Origin of the sequence: Staphylococcus caprae (assembly GCF_002902725.1) — a bacterium.
Lineage (GTDB): Bacteria > Bacillota > Bacilli > Staphylococcales > Staphylococcaceae > Staphylococcus > Staphylococcus caprae.
Genome location: NZ_PPRT01000017.1, coordinates 39,345 through 56,162, shown reverse-complemented (window position 1 = coordinate 56,162; position 16,818 = coordinate 39,345). Strand labels below are relative to the sequence as shown.

Annotated in this window: 13 protein-coding genes; 11 read left to right on the top strand and 2 right to left on the bottom strand. The window is 32.9% G+C overall.

Translation table 11 applies throughout. The annotated features are described in order from the left end of the window. The first annotated feature begins 27 nt into the window (after window positions 1–27). From ffh to rplS, 5 genes are all read left to right on the top strand, one after another. Window positions 28–1,395 carry a signal recognition particle protein gene (gene ffh, locus CD155_RS03255; RefSeq protein WP_002442522.1) on the top strand — a complete coding sequence of 456 codons (1,368 nt, stop codon included), beginning with the start codon at window positions 28–30 and terminating at the stop codon, window positions 1,393–1,395. A 430-nt stretch (window positions 1,396–1,825) separates the two neighbouring features. Next, entirely contained in the window at window positions 1,826–2,101 is a 276-nt protein-coding gene (rpsP, locus tag CD155_RS03250) for a 30S ribosomal protein S16 (protein ID WP_002439483.1), read from the top strand. 124 nt (window positions 2,102–2,225) lie between these two features. Next, complete coding sequence (gene rimM, locus CD155_RS03245) at window positions 2,226–2,729, top strand: ribosome maturation factor RimM (protein WP_002442524.1); 504 nt, start codon at window positions 2,226–2,228, stop codon at window positions 2,727–2,729. Beyond that, window positions 2,729–3,466, top strand: coding sequence for a tRNA (guanosine(37)-N1)-methyltransferase TrmD (trmD, locus tag CD155_RS03240; RefSeq protein WP_103212501.1), 738 nt, complete (start codon window positions 2,729–2,731; stop codon window positions 3,464–3,466). Before rimM ends, trmD begins: the two co-directional genes overlap by 1 nt. 104 nt (window positions 3,467–3,570) lie before the next feature. After that, entirely contained in the window at window positions 3,571–3,921 is a 351-nt protein-coding gene (rplS, locus tag CD155_RS03235) for a 50S ribosomal protein L19 (protein ID WP_002436293.1), read from the top strand. Window positions 3,922–4,106: 185 nt separating this feature from the next. Here the strand turns inward: rplS and CD155_RS03230 are convergent, their stop codons facing one another. Both CD155_RS03230 and CD155_RS03225 read right to left on the bottom strand, forming a co-directional pair. After that, window positions 4,107–6,716 (bottom strand): YfhO family protein, encoded by a 2,610-nt coding sequence (locus CD155_RS03230; protein ID WP_103212500.1) that lies wholly within the window; start codon window positions 6,714–6,716, stop codon window positions 4,107–4,109. Next, window positions 6,709–9,309 (bottom strand): YfhO family protein, encoded by a 2,601-nt coding sequence (locus CD155_RS03225; RefSeq protein WP_103212499.1) that lies wholly within the window; start codon window positions 9,307–9,309, stop codon window positions 6,709–6,711. The genes CD155_RS03230 and CD155_RS03225 overlap by 8 nt, the downstream gene beginning before the upstream one ends. A gap of 276 nt (window positions 9,310–9,585) precedes the next feature. Between CD155_RS03225 and ylqF the strand changes: the two genes are divergently transcribed. The 6 genes from ylqF (at window position 9,586) to topA (ending at window position 16,817) form a co-directional block, all read left to right on the top strand. Then, the gene (gene ylqF / locus CD155_RS03220) at window positions 9,586–10,470 is read left to right on the top strand and encodes a ribosome biogenesis GTPase YlqF (RefSeq protein WP_103212498.1); all 885 of its coding nucleotides are present in this window, start codon (window positions 9,586–9,588) and stop codon (window positions 10,468–10,470) included. After that, window positions 10,454–11,224 (top strand): ribonuclease HII, encoded by a 771-nt coding sequence (gene rnhB / locus CD155_RS03215; RefSeq protein WP_103212497.1) that lies wholly within the window; start codon window positions 10,454–10,456, stop codon window positions 11,222–11,224. The genes ylqF and rnhB overlap by 17 nt, the downstream gene beginning before the upstream one ends. A 107-nt stretch (window positions 11,225–11,331) precedes the next feature. Then, window positions 11,332–12,498 (top strand): ADP-forming succinate--CoA ligase subunit beta, encoded by a 1,167-nt coding sequence (sucC, locus tag CD155_RS03210; RefSeq protein WP_002442536.1) that lies wholly within the window; start codon window positions 11,332–11,334, stop codon window positions 12,496–12,498. 21 nt (window positions 12,499–12,519) lie between these two features. After that, window positions 12,520–13,428: a succinate--CoA ligase subunit alpha gene (gene sucD, locus CD155_RS03205; protein ID WP_002442537.1), complete on the top strand. Its 909-nt coding sequence runs from the start codon at window positions 12,520–12,522 to the stop codon at window positions 13,426–13,428. Between the two features lie 263 nt (window positions 13,429–13,691). After that, window positions 13,692–14,564, top strand: a complete 873-nt coding sequence (gene dprA / locus CD155_RS03200; protein ID WP_103212496.1) for a DNA-processing protein DprA — start codon at window positions 13,692–13,694, stop codon at window positions 14,562–14,564. Between the two features lie 177 nt (window positions 14,565–14,741). Beyond that, a complete protein-coding gene (topA, locus tag CD155_RS03195; protein ID WP_167495587.1) occupies window positions 14,742–16,817 on the top strand; it encodes a type I DNA topoisomerase in 2,076 nt (691 codons plus the stop codon). The last annotated feature ends 1 nt before the right edge of the window (window position 16,818 follow it).

The following is a 16,818-nucleotide window of genomic DNA, read 5'->3' as shown; positions in this document are numbered from 1 at the left end:
TATTTTTCAAAAAGGAGGGCAATAGTTATGGCATTTGAAGGATTATCCGAACGCTTGCAATCCACGATGCAAAAGATGCGTGGTAAAGGGAAAGTCACTGAAGCGGATATCAAAACAATGATGCGAGAAGTAAGACTTGCATTATTAGAAGCCGATGTTAACTTCAAAGTAGTTAAAGAATTTGTGAAAACAGTGTCAGATCGTGCATTAGGTTCTGATGTAATGCAATCTTTAACTCCTGGCCAACAAGTCATCAAAATTGTACAAGAAGAACTTACAAGTTTGATGGGTGGCGAAAATACATCAATCAAAATGGCTAATAAACCGCCAACTGTTGTAATGATGGTTGGTTTACAAGGTGCAGGTAAAACAACAACTGCAGGTAAATTAGCTTTATTAATGCGTAAAAAATATAACAAAAAGCCGATGTTAGTTGCAGGAGATATTTATCGTCCAGCAGCGATTGATCAGTTACAAACAGTTGGTAAACAAATAGACATACCTGTTTATAGTGAAGGTGACCAAGTACCACCTCAACAAATTGTTGAAAATGCATTAAAACATGCTAAAGAAGAACATTTAGATTTTGTTATTATCGATACTGCTGGTCGTCTACACATTGATGAAGCGTTGATGAACGAATTACAAGAGGTTAAAGAAATCTCTAAACCTGATGAAATCATGTTAGTTGTTGACGCGATGACTGGTCAGGATGCTGTGAACGTTGCGCAATCATTCGATGATCAATTAGATGTATCAGGCGTGACACTAACTAAACTCGATGGTGATACACGTGGTGGTGCAGCATTATCTATTCGTTCTGTAACTCAGAAACCGATTAAATTTGTCGGTATGAGTGAGAAATTGGATGGCCTTGAGTTATTCCATCCTGAACGTATGGCTTCTCGTATCCTTGGTATGGGTGACGTTTTAAGCTTAATTGAAAAGGCTCAACAAGACGTAGACCAAGAGAAAGCTAAAGATTTAGAGAAGAAAATGCGTGACTCTTCATTCACATTGGATGATTTCTTAGAGCAATTAGACCAAGTTAAAAATTTAGGTCCATTAGATGATATTATGAAAATGATTCCTGGAATGAACAAAATGAAAGGATTGGATAAGCTAAATATGAGTGATAAGCAAATCGATCATATTAAAGCTATTATTCAATCAATGACACCGAAAGAACGTTCAAATCCTGAAACATTAAATGTTTCTCGTAAGAAACGTATTGCTAAAGGTTCAGGTCGTTCATTACAAGAAGTGAATCGTTTAATGAAACAATTTAATGATATGAAGAAAATGATGAAACAATTTACTGGTGGCGGAAAAGGTAAGAAAGCCAAACGCAACCAAATGCAAAATATGCTTAAAGGTATGAACTTACCATTTTAATATTATTTGATAAAGCATCGAACGGCTGTAGTGGTTGTTCGATGCTTTGTTTTGGTGTTGAATGCTTGAGCTAAAGCTCATGCGTAAGTCCCACTAACTAAATAAATTTTTAGATGTTCGCCTGAGCTAAGGCTCAAAAGCGCAGTGATTGATTGGGCTTAAAAATTTTAAGGCCCTAATCAATTGTGCGGGGGCGAGAAGACGAATTCATTATGAATTCTGTCTCGCACCCATAACCAAATCTACGATTTATTTCATAAATCTATCAGAGGAACACCTGAACTAAAGTTCATGCGTAAATCCCACTAACTAAATAAATTTAGAAGTGGGGCTTTAGGTAAAGAAAAAAGTCTTTACAAACATTTGTGTAACTGTTATTATTTATTCTTGTAGAAAATAAAATGATAAAACATAAAGGAGAGTAATTTAAATGGCAGTTAAAATTCGTTTAACACGTTTAGGTTCTAAAAGAAACCCATTCTATCGTATCGTAGTTGCAGATGCACGTTCACCACGTGATGGTCGTATCATCGAGCAATTAGGTACTTATAATCCAGCACACGTTAATGCACCAGAAGTTAAAATCGATGAAGAGTTAGCTTTAAAATGGTTACATGACGGTGCTAAACCAACTGATACAGTTCACAATATCTTATCAAGAGAAGGTATTTTGAAAAAATTCGATGAACAAAAAAATGCTAAATAATTAGCTTATGTTTGTGGACGCCAATGATGGCGTCCTTTTTTAATAAATCAACACTAACATGTTAGAATATATTTGATTCATTTTCGAAAAAAACTAGAGATCAATCGACTAGGAGGGGCGTTAGATGGAAGTAGAAGTAGGCCAAATCGTAAATACGCATGGTATTAAAGGCGAAGTTAAAGTAAAATCAAACTCAGATTTCACTGCAACGCGATTTCAACCTGGCGAAAATTTAATTGTTAAACATAATAATAACGATATCCAATATACTATAGCTTCTTACCGTATACATAAGGGATTTCACATGTTGAAGTTTGAAGGAATTAATAATATTAACGACATTGAACATCTAAAAGGGGATTATTTGTATCAAGAACGTGACCATGAGGATATCGAATTAGATGAACATGAATATTACTATTCTGATATTATCGGTTGCACAGTTTTTGATGATAACAACACGCCAATTGGACGAGTAATTAATATTTTCGAAACAGGCGCAAATGATGTGTGGGTCGTTAAAGGTGATAAAGAATATCTCATTCCTTATATTGAAGATGTTGTAAAAGACATTGATGTGGAAGGGAAATCAATTAGAATTACGCCTATGGAAGGATTGCTAGATTAATGAAAATCGATTATTTAACGTTGTTTCCAGAGATGTTTGAGGGCGTTTTAAACCATTCAATTTTAAAGCGAGCTCAAGATAAAGAGATTATTGACGTAAATACTATTAATTTTCGAGATTATTCAGTTAACAAACATAATCAGGTTGATGACTATCCATTTGGTGGAGGTCAAGGAATGGTGTTAAAACCTGAACCTGTTTTTAATGCTATGCAAGATTTGAAAAGAGATGAAAATACACGTGTGATATTGATGTGTCCTCAAGGTCGGCCTTTCACTCAAGAGATCGCGCAGGAGTTGAGTGAAGCCCAACATATTGTATTTATTTGTGGTCATTATGAAGGGTACGATGAACGTATCAGAGAGCATCTTGTTACTGATGAAATTTCTATGGGAGATTATGTGCTTACAGGTGGAGAATTGCCTGCAATGACTATGACTGATGCGATTGTTCGTCTTATTCCAGGGGTTTTAGGTAATGAAGCTTCTCATCAAGATGATTCATTTTCAGATGGATTATTAGAATTTCCACAATATACAAGACCAAGAGAATATAAAGAAATGAAAGTGCCGGATGTCTTATTATCCGGAAATCATGCACATATTGAGGAGTGGCGACATAAACAGAAATTAATTCGTACTTATGAGAAACGTCCAGATTTATTAGAAAAATATGAGCTTACTAATAATGATAAAGAAATTTTAGAAACATATAAAAAGCAATTGAAAAACAATTAGCGTTATGCTAACATAATTTAAGTGTGAAAAAACACTAAAATCACTATGATCCGCTGCTATACATTTGTCTAGGCAAGAACATAGGTTGAAGGAGAGAATTTATAATGAGTAATCATAAGTTAATCGAAGCAGTAACTAAATCACAATTACGTACTGACTTACCTACTTTCCGTTCTGGTGACACTTTACGTGTACACGTTCGTATCGTAGAGGGTTCACGTGAACGTATCCAAGTCTTCGAAGGTGTTGTAATTAAACGCCGTGGTGGAGGAATTTCTGAAACTTTCACAGTTCGTAAAATTTCTTCAGGTGTAGGTGTGGAAAGAACATTCCCATTACACACTCCAAAAATCGAAAAAATCGAAGTTAAACGTCGCGGTAAAGTACGTCGTGCTAAATTATACTACTTACGTAGTTTACGTGGTAAAGCTGCTAGAATCCAAGAAATTCGTTAATCAGCAAACTCGACATTTTCAACACAAGTTATCTGTAACTTGTAATAAAGATAAAGCTTTCAAACATCTTAATCAAAGGTGTTTGAAAGCTTTTTTGTTTCGTTTGAATGTTAATTGCTGACAAAGTTTTATAAATAAAACACAACGTCGACTTTTTAAAGTCAACGCAGTGTTAATCATAATTATTAAATTTTATCTTTCTTTATTATTCGAGCAAAAATGATACTTAATAGAATTCCAATTACGCTTAAGATAATTAATAAATAAAAATGTGGCGGTGTGTAAGTCAATCTTATTGTTGATTGACCAGCTTTAGCTGGAATAGCAGTCATGATACCGTTCGCTTGTTTTACCGTTATAGATTGATTTCCTGCTTTCGCTTTCATACCTTTTGCGTAAGCAATCGGAAGAACGATATATCCACTATCATTTTTATTTTTAGTCATCGTATAGCCATTTCTTTCTTTTTTCACCTTAACACGTTTTAAATCATGTGAGGCCTTTCTAAGCGTTTGATAATTTTCACCATAAATACCTTTAACTTTAAATCTGTAAATGCCTTTAGACATATGAATGTTAAGTTTGTCTGAAGCTTTAACCCGCATTGTTACAGGTGTGACGAAGCGTCGATATTTATATGAAAGTGCATTTCTATTTTGTGTATATTCATTCACGCCGACACTATGTTCTTTATCAGGAGTGAGCAGTTCAACATCCATTTCGATATACATATCTTTATATTTTTTAGTTAAGGATTGGGGCAAAATGAGTTGAACGCCACCATTATTTTTATCTACGTTTAGCTGATTTTTCTTCTCCCATTTGGAATCTTTGAGTTGTAGTTGAGCATCATTTAATAGATTTTTGTTAGGACTAAACGTGGTATTTGCGCGCTTATTATTATTGAATACCACACCTTGAAGCATGGCTTGTTCTCTGTCTAATGGTGATTTTAAATCATTAGCATTATAAATTTTATTGGTTATGTGAGCGCTAGGATATTGAATTGTATTCTTTGAATGAATCCATTGATCTTTCCCATCTTTGATAAGCGCTTTCTTTTTAAAGCCAAAAGGCATATTTAAATCATTAGGATGTCTAAGTCTATCTTGTACGTCCCATAATGCCATTAAATTAGCTCGATTACCTAAATAACGATACGTACTGTTTTTATCAGCAGGCATATTGATTTGCATCGTGTTATCGTAATAATTTAAAATACTACCGTCAAATATGCTTGAATATAAAGATGTTCCGTTGTAGTGATAAATAAACGGGGAATTCAAAGCATAATATGAAAAGTAATCTAATCTTTTTGAAGGGTCATGACTACTTTTTGTCATTTGATTAATTTTACGATTCAATACTTTACTTCTATATGATGAATCACTAATTGTTTTAAACTCTGATTGATAAGGTTCAATAGTTATTTTTTTAGCATCATGTACCATGGTAATTTGTTGTGCTAAAAATAATAGCACTAATATTATTGAAATAGATTTTCTCCTTAATAAAGATTTTCGTTTAATTAATAATCCAAGAAGTATCATTATCATTAGTGCGATATACATCCAGTTGACCGAACGCTCAGTAATAATTATGTAAATGCAACTATAAATAAACAATGGTAGGGCTATGATTAAATATTTTTTAATAGATAATTCGCTTAAATGTTGTATGAAAAGTGCAATTAAAGCGCCTGATGATAATGCTAAAAAGTAAACCCATCGTCTTTGCGGTAATGAAAAGCCATTAAAAGCACTATCAAACCATTGTGATAAAGAGCCGATTAAAAGGATCCAAGTCGCTATTGCAAAGAGTTTATAGTAATAGTGTTGATATAACTTAAATGAGAATAAAGCTATTATAGTAATAATTGAAATGGTGATGTAGAAACCATCAGTAAATATATTGTAATTTTTTTCAAATAAATTGGTTAGAAAGGTAATACCAAATTTAGGATTCTGAGATCTATCATTATTTAAAAATGAAGAAACGCCAGTATATAAACCAAAAATACTTGTTAACACACTTAATACAGTAGCTACAACTAATATGTAAAATTTCTGCCAACGATTAACAATATCTTTTGGATGTACTGCAATAAGTCGATAAATGAAATAAAATCCTAATACGACCGCTTCGTAATAACTAAAATAGAAGTTGGTAAATAGAGTATATGCAATCGCAAAAATAAACCATCCTATTTTGCGTTCTTTAAAGAAACGTTCCATAGCCCAAATTGACATAGGTAACATAATCAGTAAGTTGCCGTAAAATGACCATGTAAAATTATAATAAGCCATAACTGTGGACATACCATATAGAATTGTAGCAATACACATTGATGTGGGTTTGAATTTTAAATAATTAAATAAATAAAAACTAAAAATAAGTGCTACAACTGTGCGTATGTATGCCATAACGAGTTGGTTAGTAGGCCAGAAACTAATGTCATGAGGATTAAGGTGTAATGAATGTTCTAGCACCCAAATACATCCGAAATTAATCCACATGAGTGGTGACATGGAATAATAATATGCCAGTGATTTAACATAATCTCCACCTAGACCAAAAGATGCATCATAAAAGCCTTTAAGAGAAGTGAAATGTTCATAAAGATACATTTGAAAGGGCATCATTTGTCTAAAGCCATCACCATTACCACTAAATATGACGCCCTTAGTTATATATTCATAAATAAATGGTAGGTATAGTATAAGAGAAAGTATACAACTGAGTATTAATATTGAACAAAATTGTTTTATTGGTGTTTCCCATAATTTTTTAATCACGGCGAATCCTCATCTTTCTTTTTGGTGAATTCGATTTTCTTACATATATCATACTAAAAATGATACTTATAAATGAAATGAATATCATTATTTTCAAAAACGGTGGCTCGTATTTAATGATAATTGTTTTATCATTTTTATTTACTGGAACACCAGTCATCATATAATTTACTTTTTTGACATCTACTTTGTGACCATTGATATATGCACGCATACCATCTCGGTATGGAATATTAATCGTAGCTAGCCCTTTAGGATGATTGCCGAGTTGGACTTTGATGCCATTTTTAATGTCCTTATAATTCATATCGAAATTTGCTTTATGGTGTATGTCTTTGAGTGTTTTATAATTTTCACCAGTTAGATTTAACAGTTTAAAGTTAAATGCCCCTTTAGGAGATAATTGAATATTAATATCACCGTTTTTATCAGGTTGCGTTCTATAAAGTTGAGTATCCACACCAATTCGATAAACGGAATCATTATAAAGACGATTATTCAAGTACTGATTAACATTTACTGTGTAATTACTATCTGGATTGCCTCTTTTAATATAAGCAGTTAAATAGAAATCTTTATATTGTTTACGAAGCTTTTTAGGCAAATGAATATTGATTGAACCCATCTCACGATTTACTTTAATGGTGTTGCGACTCACTTTAGTTATATTTTTAGTTGTTATATGTGCATCATTTAGTAAATTTGGCGTGTGAGATTCAAAGTTTTCACCTTTTGAATCAACGACTGCACCTTTAAGCATCGCATGCTCACGATCAAGAGGCGTTTTAAGATTTTTACTATTATAAAGACGATTTGTCACTTTTACACTTGGTAAATTGAGTTGATTTTCATAAATGTTGTACTGTCCACTCGTTTTAATCCTTTTGAAATAACTAGGTACGTTATTTTGGTAATTTTTTAACATAAGATATTTTATAGAGAATAAACTATCAATATTTTGTCTACCATTCGTTGATTGATAGCGACTTAACGATTCTTCAGCCAAGTTAATTTTTAGACTATCGTAGTAATAATCTAAAATATTATGATGAAATATACTTGAGTAAAGGCTCAACCCTTTGAAATTTTGATACATAGGTGTATTATCTTGTTCGTTTACGCGCCAATCTATACGTTCATCTTCTTTTTTATTATCTTTCATTTCTTTTACTAAAGCCCTCTGTAATTCAGAACTATATAGACTAGAATTTGCATAAAATGTATTTGCGCGATTTTGATGGTCTTCAAAGTAAATTTGATTTTTAATGAAAACAAAGCTCACCATCATACTTAACGCGATAATAGAAATCATATAAATGTATGTAAGTTGAATGCGTACCTTTCTTTCCTTTAAAAGTAAAATTAACAATCCAATCATTGAAACAATAGGAACAAGAATTAACCATGGTAAATATTTATGATAGCAGTAGGCGCTCACATATATGACAAACTGAGATATCAAACTTGTTAGAATATATGATTTAATACTGACAGTTCGAAAGTATTTAATAAATAATCCAACTAAGATGGACGATGAAAAAGCTAAAATAAAATGCCATCTTTTTTGTGGTGCTGAAAAACCATTAAACACTTGGTCAATAAAAGGTATAAATGTAAAAATGATAAGGATGACTGTTATAATTGCAAACAAACGATAATAGAAATGTCTATATAATCTAAATGTTAAAATCCCTTGAATTGTTATGAAAAGTATAACGATAAGATAATTATCGAAAAATATATTTGTGTTTATATTTAATTTTTCAAATAAAGGAACATGACCTGAAAAAGAGACGCGTCTATTATTCATAAAACTTTGAACCCCATGAAAGAATATAAACAAACTATTGCCTAAAGCGAGCAGTGCAGATATTAGTAACACCCGAAAAGTTTGTGTGCGCGTTGAAATATCATTAGGATGTCGAAAGATAATTCGAATAAACGAATAAACTGTGCCAATAATAAAAAAGTAATAAGCGAAATAGAAATTATTAACGAGGATGAGTGTAATTGTGACTATTAATAATCCTTGTTTACGTTGTTGTAATACACGTTCTATAGCGTATAAAAATAATGGCAGCCAAATAAATACATCACTAAAGAATGGCCAGTAGGCTGAGAATCTAAAGTAAAGCGGTGAAACGACAAATATAAACGCAATAAAGATACTTAAAACTTTATGTTTAGTGATATGTTTCCCATAAAGATAAGTACAATACATAGCGATTGCACCTTTAATTACAGATATTATTAGTGCATTGTTCATCCAAAACATAATTTGGTGTGTATCAAGGGATATAAATAATTTTAAGAAGAGAATGACTAAAACATTAATAATAAATAAAATATTTGTTGAAAAATAATAGCTTAAGTCCGTAAAAAAGTCTCCACCTAAGCCAAAATTAGTAGAATAAAATATATTACCTTGACTCCATTGATTAAACAGATACATTTGTATTGGTACCATTTGTTCCATGCCATCATTGGGTCCAGTAGATAATATTCCGTCATGATAAAAACGGAAAATAATGTAACTATGTCCAATAATAGATAAAATTATAAATAATATACTATAGCTTAAAATTCTCTTCATTATTTTCTCCTAAATACGATGTTTCCAATACACATTTATTCTTAATCTTCAATTAAATTGTAGGTTATTGTTTGAGTGAATGAAAGTGATTGTATCTTAGACTCTTCATTTTTAACATAACCTTAAATTTTGGTTGATTGATATTGCAATTTATTTTAAAAAGTGGGAAGAACGCATGTTACACTAAAAGTGGTTCGAGAGTTGAAATTAAAGTATAATTATTAAGTTGAAATGAATTACATATTTGAAGAAGAATTAGAAAGTAAGGTGACAAACATGGCAATTCAATGGTACCCAGGACACATGGCGAAAGCTAAAAGAGAGGTAAGTGAACAATTAAAAAAAGTAGATGTTGTATTTGAATTAGTAGATGCACGTATACCATATAGTTCACGAAATCCTATGATTGATGAAGTCATAAAACAAAAACCGAGAGTAGTAATTTTAAATAAAAAAGATATGACTAACTTGAAAGAATTAGAGAAATGGGAAAGTTATTTTAAAGATCAAGGGTTTTATCCTGTTGCTGTAGACGCTAAACACGGTAAAAATTTAAAAAATGTAGAAGCAGAAGCGATTAAAGCTACGAAAGAAAAATTTGATCGTGAAAAAGAAAAAGGACTTAAACCCCGTGCAATTCGTGCAATGATAGTAGGGATTCCAAACGTTGGTAAATCAACACTTATTAATAAATTGGCAAATCGTAGTATTGCACAAACAGGTAATAAGCCTGGTGTTACAAAGCAACAACAATGGATTAAAGTTGGTAAATCGCTCCAACTCTTAGACACTCCAGGTATATTATGGCCTAAATTTGAAGATGAAGAAGTTGGGAAGAAACTAAGTTTAACGGGTGCAATTAAAGATAGTATTGTTCATTTGGATGAAGTTGCGATTTACGGTCTAAATTTTATGATCGAGCATGATTTAGAGGGATTAAAGCAACATTATAATATTGACGTTGATAAAGAAGCGGAAATATTAGAATGGTTCGATGCAATTGGACGTCGTAGAGGCCTTCTTCAAAAAGGGAATGAAGTAGACTATGAATCAGTCATAGAATTAATTATTAACGATACGAGAAATGCTAAAATAGGAACTTATTGTTTCGATATTTTAAAAGAAATGAAGCGTGACGTTGACAATGACTCAAACAATTAAAGAAATAAAGGAACAGCTTGCTTTAGTTTATACTTTAGAAGAATTAGAAGCACATTCAGCACATCAAGATTCCCGAAAAGGTGTACAAAAAGCTTTAGATTCTCGCAAGAAGCAATTGATTAAACAACAAACTCTTGAAGAAAATTACAAAAAAATGACTCAATATGAAAATAATATTTTAAATCATGATAGCAATGCACTTATTTGTGGTATTGATGAAGTGGGGCGGGGACCTTTGGCTGGTCCCGTTGTTGCCTGCGCTGTAATTCTTAATAAAGACCATCATTATTTAGGTTTAAATGATTCGAAAAAGGTGCCAGCAAAACAACGTGCAGCTTTGAACAATGACTTGAAAGCTGGCGTTTTAAGCTATGCATATGGGGTTGCAAGTTCAGAAGAGATTGACGAACTAAATATTTATCGAGCAACTCAAGTAGCAATGCAACGTGCAATTAATCAATTAGATGAACAGCCTACGCATTTGCTTATTGATGCAATGAAACTTGATAATGACATACCGCAAACGTCAATAATTAAAGGTGATGCTAAAAGTGTTTCAATTGCTGCAGCAAGCATTATGGCTAAAGAATATCGAGATGATTACATGAAAGCATTGGCTAACCATTTTCCGGATTATGGATTTGAGAAGAATGTAGGTTATGGTACAAAACAACATTTAGAAGCAATTGACACGTATGGTGTAATAAATGAACATCGTAAATCCTTTGAACCTATCAAATCTTTGTTTAAATAATTTGAATTTTGAATTAATTGCAAAAAATATGGTCTTTCAGTTTACAATAGCGCTTTCATTTTTTATAATTAAAAAGGAACTTAACCTAAGAAACAGGAGGATGGAAGATGAATATCCACGAGTATCAAGGTAAAGAAATATTTCGTTCTATGGGCGTAGCAGTTCCAGAAGGACGAGTAGCATTCACTGCTGAAGAAGCGGTGGAAAAAGCGAAAGAATTAGATTCAGATGTATATGTGGTTAAAGCACAAATACACGCTGGGGGTAGAGGTAAAGCAGGCGGTGTAAAAATTGCTAAATCACTATCTGAAGTTGAAACTTACGCTAACGAATTATTAGGGAAACAATTAGTTACTCACCAAACAGGACCTGAAGGTAAAGAAGTTAAACGCTTATATATCGAACAAGGTTGCGATATTCAAAAAGAATATTACGTTGGTTTTGTAATTGATCGTGCAACAGACAAAGTTACATTAATGGCATCTGAAGAAGGTGGAACTGAAATCGAAGAGGTTGCAGCTAACACACCTGAAAAAATCTTCAAAGAAACAATCGACCCAGTTGTAGGTTTATCACCTTATCAAGCACGTCGTATTGCTTTCAACATTAATATTCCTAAAGAATCTATTGGTAAAGCAACTAAATTCTTACTTGCACTATACAATGTGTTCATCGAAAAAGATTGCTCTATCGTAGAAATTAACCCACTAGTAACTACTGGTGATGGACAAGTATTAGCTCTAGACGCTAAATTAAACTTCGACGACAACGCTTTATTCAGACATAAAGATATCGTTGAATTACGTGATTTAGAAGAAGAAGATCCAAAAGAAATTGAAGCATCTAAATATGATTTATCATATATCGCTTTAGATGGCGACATTGGTTGTATGGTTAACGGTGCAGGTTTAGCTATGGCAACAATGGATACTATTAATCATTTTGGTGGAAATCCAGCTAACTTCTTAGACGTTGGTGGCGGTGCTACTAAAGAAAAAGTTACTGAAGCATTTAAAATCATCTTAGGTGATGACAATGTTAAAGGTATCTTTGTAAATATCTTTGGTGGAATCATGAAATGTGACGTTATCGCAGAAGGTATCGTAGCAGCAGTTAAAGAAGTAGAATTAACTTTACCTTTAGTAGTACGTTTAGAAGGAACAAATGTTGAACGTGGTAAAGAAATCTTAAACGATTCAGGTTTAGCAATCGAACCAGCAGCTACAATGGCTGAAGGCGCACAAAAAATTGTTAAACTTGTCAAAGAAGCGTAAGGAAAGGATGGGAGCACTAAGATGAGTGTATTTATTGATAAAAATACGAAAGTAATGGTACAAGGTATCACAGGGTCTACTGCCCTTTTCCATACAAAACAAATGCTTGATTATGGAACACAAATTGTCGCAGGGGTAACACCTGGTAAAGGTGGACAAGTTGTAGAAGGTGTTCCAGTATATAATACAGTTCAAGAAGCTAAAAATGAAACTGGCGCTAACGTATCTGTAGTATATGTTCCAGCACCATTCGCTGCTGACTCTATTTTAGAAGCGGCTGAAGCTGATTTAGATATGGTAATTTGTATTACTGAACATATTCCTGTTGTAGACATGGTTAAAGTTAAACGTTACTTACAAGGTCGTAAAACACGTCTAGTAGGACCAAACTGCCCAGGTGTTATCACAGCAGATGAATGTAAAATCGGTATCATGCCTGGTTACATCCACAAAAAAGGTCACGTAGGCGTTGTATCTCGTTCAGGTACATTAACTTATGAAGCAGTACATCAATTAACTGAAGAAGGTATCGGTCAAACAACAGCTGTTGGTATCGGTGGTGACCCAGTTAACGGTACTAACTTTATCGATGTATTAAAAGAATTTAATGAAGATCCTGAAACTAAAGCAGTAGTTATGATTGGTGAAATCGGCGGTACTGCTGAAGAAGAAGCTGCACAATGGATTAAAGAAAACATGAATAAACCAGTTGTAGGCTTCATCGGTGGTCAAACAGCACCTCCGGGTAAACGTATGGGTCATGCTGGTGCGATTATTTCTGGCGGTAAAGGTACTGCAGATGAAAAAATTAAAACACTTAATGATTGTGGTGTAGAAACTGCAGATACTCCATCAGAAATTGGTACAACATTAATTGAAGCAGCTAAAAAAGCTGGAATTTATGATGAATTATTAACAGTTGATAAATAACTAAAAAGTTATGATTGATAGCTCGAACTCTTATTAGGGTTCGGGCTTTTTAAGTTATATGGGCATATCTTAAAAGTTATAAGGACTATATATAATAGTAGAAACTCGTTTTATCATCTAGAATTTAAGTCATTTGATTAGAAATTAACATATTTGAAAATTACTCTTTACAATTCCATTAAATAACAAGAGCTAAATGTATTTAAACAGTAACAACATGTTCTTGAATCATCAGCTATAATACTCTTAAAGGAGTAATGCCATTGATTCAACACACTTTATTAAAACTTTATTGGGCTAATTTCACTACAACGCAAGTACATCAAATCATTGATTTCTATCCTGACTTTTCCTTGGAAAATGAACAAACAAGAATGGATATTATAAAAGATTGGGTTTTAAAACAAAATTCCCACGCATTGCAAAGAAAACTTGATCAATTTAAAATGCTAAAAACTGAGTATTTATACAACTATATGAAACGTATAAAACTAAAATATGTGACTTACTTTGACAAAGATTATCCTTTACTTCTCAAAGAAATCTATCATTTTCCTTATGTTATTTTTTATAAAGGAAACAAACAATTATTTAATCAACCTCATACATTAGCTGTAATCGGCTCTCGTAAATCTACTTCATATACGACACAAGCTTTAGAGTATCTCTTTTCTTCTTTTCAACAAATTCAAATGACTATAATTTCGGGTTTAGCATATGGTGCAGATAGTGTAGCGCATCAAGTCGCTCTCAAACACCATTTGCCAACCATAGGAGTTCTGGGATTCGGTCATGATTATCACTATCCTCAATCCACATATCAATTAAGAGATAAGATTGAAAAAAGTGGATTAGTATTAAGTGAATATCCTCCTCATTCATCAATTAGTAAGTATAAATTTCCAGAAAGAAATAGATTGATAAGTGGGCTTTCACGTGGCTTACTTATTACGGAAGCTGAAGAAAAAAGTGGCAGTCAAATTACTGTTGATTGTGCCTTAGAACAAAATCGAAATGTGTATGTGTTACCTGGATCTATGTTTAATCAAATGACAAAGGGAAATTTACTTAGATTAGAAGAAGGTGCTCAAGTCGTATTAGATGAAAGCAGCATTTTATCAGACTATACATTCTAAACAGACATTGAGTTACTTGCGATTAATCAGTGTAGACATGTATTAAATTAGTTAAAGATTTATGTGACAAAATTAATAATATTTCAAACAAAATTGGAAATTAAAAATTAAAACGTTGACAAACACAAAATTAAGCGTTTATCATTTATCTTTAGTAATTCAATTTGCAAGGGGGAAATCACTTTGGCAGATAATTTAGTCATAGTTGAATCGCCTGCAAAAGCTAAAACCATTGAAAAATATTTAGGAAAAAGATATAAAGTTATTGCTTCAATGGGACACGTTCGTGACTTACCTAGAAGTCAAATGGGTGTGGACACTGAAGATAACTATGAACCAAAATATATTACAATTCGCGGTAAAGGGCCGGTCGTCAAAGATTTAAAGAAACATGCGAAGAAGGCAAAAAAAGTTTTTCTTGCAAGTGACCCTGACCGTGAAGGTGAAGCGATTGCCTGGCATTTATCAAAAATCTTAGAATTAGAAGATTCAAAAGAAAACAGAGTCGTATTTAATGAAATTACTAAAGATGCGGTTAAAGATAGTTTTAAACATCCGAGAGAAATTGAAATGGAACTCGTGGATGCACAACAAGCCCGTCGTATTTTAGATAGATTAGTAGGCTATAATATTTCTCCTGTTCTATGGAAGAAAGTGAAGAAGGGATTATCTGCAGGACGTGTCCAATCAGTAGCACTTCGTTTGGTTATCGATCGAGAAAATGAAATTAGAAATTTCAAACCTGAAGAATATTGGACAATTGAAGGCGAATTCAGATATAAAAAATCTAAATTTAATGCCAAATTCCTTCATTATAAAAATAAGCCATATAAATTAAATAAAAAAGAAGATGTTGAAAAGATTACTGCAGCACTGGATGGAGATCAATTCGAAATTACGAATGTAAATAAGAAAGAAAAAACACGTAATCCAGCAAATCCATTTACCACATCAACGCTTCAACAAGAAGCTGCACGTAAATTAAACTTTAAAGCACGTAAAACAATGATGTTAGCACAACAATTATATGAAGGTATTGATTTAAAACGTCAAGGTACTATTGGTTTAATCACTTATATGCGTACGGATTCTACTCGTATTTCTGACTCAGCAAAAGCTGAGGCGAAGAATTATATTACTGATAAATACGGTAAAGAGTATATTTCAAAACGTAAGGCAACTGGTAAACAAGGTGATCAAGATGCTCACGAAGCAATTAGACCTACAAGTGCTTTAAGAACACCAGATGATATGAAACCATATTTAACTAGAGATCAACATCGTTTGTATAAATTGATATGGGAACGATTTGTAGCAAGTCAAATGGCTCCAGCTATACTAGATACTATCGCGTTAGACGTCACTCAGAATGACATTAAATTCAGAGCTAATGGACAAACTATTAAATTTAAAGGTTTCATGACGTTGTACGTGGAAGCTAAAGATGACAAAGATAATGAGAAAGAGAACAAACTTCCGAAACTTGAGGAAGGAGATAAAGTTACAGCTACTCAAATCGAACCTGCTCAACACTTTACTCAACCACCTCCTCGTTATACTGAAGCACGTTTAGTTAAAACTTTAGAAGAGTTGAAAATTGGTAGACCTTCTACTTATGCACCAACAATAGATACCATTCAAAAACGAAATTACGTTAAATTAGAAAGTAAACGTTTTGTTCCTACCGAGTTAGGAGAAATCGTTTATGAGCAAGTGAAAGAATACTTCCCAGAAATTATTGATGTAGAGTTTACAGTTAATATGGAAACATTACTAGATAAAATTGCGGAAGGCGACATGAATTGGCGTAAGGTTGTTGGTGATTTCTACAATAGTTTCAAACAAGATGTTGAGCGCGCTGAAGAAGAAATGGAGAAAATAGAAATTAAAGATGAGCCTGCTGGAGAAGATTGTGAAGTATGTGGCGCTCCGATGGTAATCAAAATGGGGCGCTATGGTAAATTTATGGCTTGTTCGAATTTCCCTGATTGCCGAAATACAAAGGCTATTGTTAAATCTATAGGTGTGAAATGTCCGAAATGTAATGAGGGAGACGTTGTAGAACGTAAATCCAAAAAGAACAGAGTCTTTTATGGTTGTTCCAGATATCCTGATTGTGACTTTATTTCTTGGGACAAACCAGTTGGCAGAGATTGTCCAAAATGTAACCATTACTTAGTTGATAAGAAAAAAGGTAGAAGTAGTCAAGTTGTATGTTCAAATTGTGACTATCAAGAAGAAGTTCAAAAATAGA

Excerpts from the sequence above, each read along its gene's own strand:
- sucD (WP_002442537.1), top strand. The coding sequence starts at position 12,520 with ATGAGTGTATTTATTGATAAAAATACGAAAGTAATGGTACAAGGTATC.
- rpsP (WP_002439483.1), top strand. The coding sequence starts at position 1,826 with ATGGCAGTTAAAATTCGTTTAACACGTTTAGGTTCTAAAAGAAACCCA.
- sucC (WP_002442536.1), top strand. The coding sequence starts at position 11,332 with ATGAATATCCACGAGTATCAAGGTAAAGAAATATTTCGTTCTATGGGC.
- rimM (WP_002442524.1), top strand. The coding sequence starts at position 2,226 with ATGGAAGTAGAAGTAGGCCAAATCGTAAATACGCATGGTATTAAAGGC.
- rplS (WP_002436293.1), top strand. The coding sequence starts at position 3,571 with ATGAGTAATCATAAGTTAATCGAAGCAGTAACTAAATCACAATTACGT.
- ylqF (WP_103212498.1), top strand. The coding sequence starts at position 9,586 with ATGGCAATTCAATGGTACCCAGGACACATGGCGAAAGCTAAAAGAGAG.
- rnhB (WP_103212497.1), top strand. The coding sequence starts at position 10,454 with ATGACTCAAACAATTAAAGAAATAAAGGAACAGCTTGCTTTAGTTTAT.
- ffh (WP_002442522.1), top strand. The coding sequence starts at position 28 with ATGGCATTTGAAGGATTATCCGAACGCTTGCAATCCACGATGCAAAAG.
- trmD (WP_103212501.1), top strand. The coding sequence starts at position 2,729 with ATGAAAATCGATTATTTAACGTTGTTTCCAGAGATGTTTGAGGGCGTT.
- CD155_RS03225 (WP_103212499.1), bottom strand. The coding sequence starts at position 9,309 with ATGAAGAGAATTTTAAGCTATAGTATATTATTTATAATTTTATCTATT.